Source organism: Salinicoccus jeotgali (genome assembly GCF_039538805.1).
Lineage (GTDB): Bacteria > Bacillota > Bacilli > Staphylococcales > Salinicoccaceae > Salinicoccus > Salinicoccus jeotgali.
In genome coordinates this window covers 1-3,307 of the sequence record NZ_BAABCK010000046.1, presented here as the reverse complement: position 1 = coordinate 3,307, position 3,307 = coordinate 1, and the positions used below count along the sequence as shown (strand labels likewise).

Here is a 3,307-nt window from a genome sequence, read left to right as displayed (position 1 = left end):
TTGAACTATTTGATTATGTAAATTGGTATAACAATATTAGACCACATGGTGCGCTAGGTTATATGACACCGAAGGAGTATAAGAAAGAACTCTATATAAACTGTCTAGAATACTGTTGACATACCATTGTATAATATCCCACATAACAAACCTCCATTAATAATTTATTATTAATTCTAATACTCAATAAAGTACAAAAAAATTAGTGTATAAAAATCGACCGTTATATTAACTTATTAAAAATTTTACGGAAACTATACGTATAGATAATATGTGTCAATAGATAATGCTACAGAAACGGAAAAAATAAGAGTGACTTTTCATGAGTTAGCACATTACCATCTTCATGGCGTAGATACCTATTCTTCCATTCATATTAAGGAGATGGAAGCAGAAATGATAGCGCATGTCGTATCGTCTTACTATTCGCTCGATTATGTAAATCAGTGGATCAATCATTTACTAGAAGCGAACCCCGAAAAGTTATAAAAAGCATTTGGAAACATAAAAAAAACGAGTGAACAATTAATTCACGGTGTTGATGTTCAAATAGAATATATTAGTCAAAATGAGTTACAGAGTGCACGCATTGAAGCATTTAATTCCAAACACGTTCATGAGAATACTTATTTAAATCAAGAGGTTCAAGAATAAATAGAAAATCCCACACAAAAATATGTTACTATGTTAGGAATCAAAGAAGAAGTCAGTAAGTTTTCTAGTACATTATAAACGTTTAGCGAGAAGTATAGTGAAGAAAATGTGAATGATTATGTATTCATTCATCACAACGCAGGAACGTACTCGATTAAAACGCGAGACGCATTTGAAGCATAATACTACCATAACCCCTTTTTAAAAGAAGACCAAACGTTATTAAACACAACACAAGTGGGGACACTTGTTACCAAATATAAAGAAAAAGTCAGTTACGACGCCACCGTGACATGGAATATGAATAAAGAAGACAAACAATAAGAAACGACGAGGATAGAAGTCATTATTTTATCCTCTTTTTTATTTGAATGGAAAGAGAATGATATCATGACAACAGTAATTATCGCAAAAAAATCTTCACAAGCAAAAGTTTATTTTAAATAACGAGTAGTATCTTTTCTTGTAAGTGAACATTTTTAAAAATTAAAAATAATTAACTAGGATACAGAGAGAGTATTCTCAAAAATATCAAACAGCTGTAAACTTAATAAATTAATATTAGGCTCTATTAAAGTATGCTTTATATAACTTTAAAGTTTTTTTAATTTTTTCTTATCAAAAATTTTAAATTCCTCATTAAATAAAGGCAGTTGATAATAATCATTTTCTGCTTTATTTAAATTTTTGTCTAATAAGCATTTTATTAGTTGAAAGAATTTAAAAGTTGACAGTTAACACCGAAGATGGCATATTAAGTAAAGTTAAAAAATATGTAGGGAAGGCAATGAAATTGAAATATTTACAAATTAAATCGGCACTAGATATTATTTTTAGTGTAATACTTATTGTACTAATGACTCCTGTTTTTTTAATTATCGGGATATTTATTTTTCTAGATAGTGGTTGGCCTATTTTCTTTAAACAAAAAAGGGTGGGTAAAAATGGAAAAATATTTAATATGTGGAAATTTAGGAGTATGCCCTTAACTCACAATAATCACCCCAATGTAAATAGAGAGTGGACTAATGGAATACCAGATGATTTTATATATGAAACAAGTAGTCCTAAAGGAATAACAAAATTAAGTTATTTTTTAAGAAAAACGAGTTTAGATGAACTTCCACAATTAATTAATGTTATAAAAGGAGATATGAGTTTTATTGGACCAAGACCAGAAGTGCCAGAATTTACTCGGTATTATAACCAAAATCAAAACAACAGACTAAAGGTAAAACCAGGTTTATCAGGGCTTGCTCAAATTAACGGACGATCATCTATTACACATGGCGAGAAAATAAAGTGGGATAATACATATGTAGAGAATGTATCTTTTACATTAGATTTTAAAATTTTATTTAAAACATTTTGGAAAGTGGTAATGCGTAAAGATAGTTATTAAGGAGAGTGACTAAAATGGAAAAAGAAATTCAACTAAAAGATATTCTGAGATCTCTTAAAAAAGGATGGCTATACTTAATTTTTATTCCACTACTATTTGGAGCGATTGGTTTTCTTTTCAGTAAGTATTATATTACCCCAATATATTCATCTAAAGCCGAATTATTAGTAAACACTGTTCAACAAGATAGTGAAAATCCATTAGATGTAGATACAAATTTAAGATTAATTACAACATATGAGGGGATTATTAAAAGCTCAAAAGTTCTAGAAACGGCTAGTGAAAATAGTGAAAATGAGTACAAGGAAAGTCAATTAAGAAAAGGGTTAAAAGTAATCACCCATTCTAATAGTCAAATCATTGGATTGGTTATGGAATCTGATTCTCATAAAAAAGCTGTTGAAATGGTCAACTTATATGCAGAAACTGCAAAAGAAGAAATTCCTAAAGTAATGGGGATAGATAATATAAAAATAATGACAGAAGCACGAGTGTCTAAAAACGCTAAACCAATCTCACCGAATATCTTATTTAACACGGCCGTAGCTTATCTAATTGGGTTAGTTTTAGTTGTTCTTGTTAGAATATCATTAATCTATAAAAATTTATAAAAAAATTATAAGAGGTGAAGGTCTTGTTGAAAACAAATAATACAAAACAAAAATATATGAACACATTTTTGTTTTTAATTACTTTGGCTAGTTCAATAGTTTTTATAGAACCTTCACCTTATGACTTATTAATTATTTTATTATTACTAATTTCTTTAATTTTTAGAACATATCGATATTATGATTCTCATTTTTTACCTATTTTTTTGATGGTTTCTTATATAATCACGAATTTAATTTCTTTATTTTTTATAAAAGACATTTCTACTGCCTTTCTGTTTTTTTCGATTACAATGTACTGCATAGTTATGTGGTTAGGGTATGTAGGAATTTTATCGTATTTAGATATCAGGAGTTTACTTACAATATTTAACGCATACACACTTACAGCAGTAGTTGTTTCTGTTATAGGAATTGTTGCTTATTTTTCTAAAATTGAATCATTAGATTTTTTATTATATGGGTCTGCACGTATAAAAAGTTTTTTTAAGGATCCAAATGTTTTTGGTCCTTTTTTAATTCCCCCTGCAGGATATGTCCTTTGGCGCAGTTCGAAAAAAAATATAACCATATTTAAAACTATAATATTAATATTAACTTATATTATATTAACGACTGGCGTATTGCTCAGCTTTTCAAG

Annotated in this window: 4 protein-coding genes; all 4 read left to right on the top strand. The window is 28.3% G+C overall.

Features of this window, described 5'->3' with window-relative positions; all coding sequences use genetic code 11:
* The coding region (locus tag ABD734_RS07975) for an IS3 family transposase (protein ID WP_344703151.1) at positions 1-119 on the top strand (119 nt) is incomplete at its 5' end.
* Between the two features lie 1,322 nt (positions 120-1,441).
* Positions 1,442-2,056, top strand: a complete 615-nt coding sequence (locus ABD734_RS07970; protein WP_344703149.1) for a sugar transferase — start codon at positions 1,442-1,444, stop codon at positions 2,054-2,056.
* 14 nt (positions 2,057-2,070) lie between these two features.
* A complete protein-coding gene (locus ABD734_RS07965; RefSeq protein ID WP_344703147.1) occupies positions 2,071-2,667 on the top strand; it encodes a YveK family protein in 597 nt (198 codons plus the stop codon).
* Positions 2,668-2,690: 23 nt separating this feature from the next.
* On the top strand, positions 2,691-3,307 hold a 617-nt coding region (locus ABD734_RS07960; RefSeq protein WP_344703144.1), incomplete at its 3' end, for a hypothetical protein.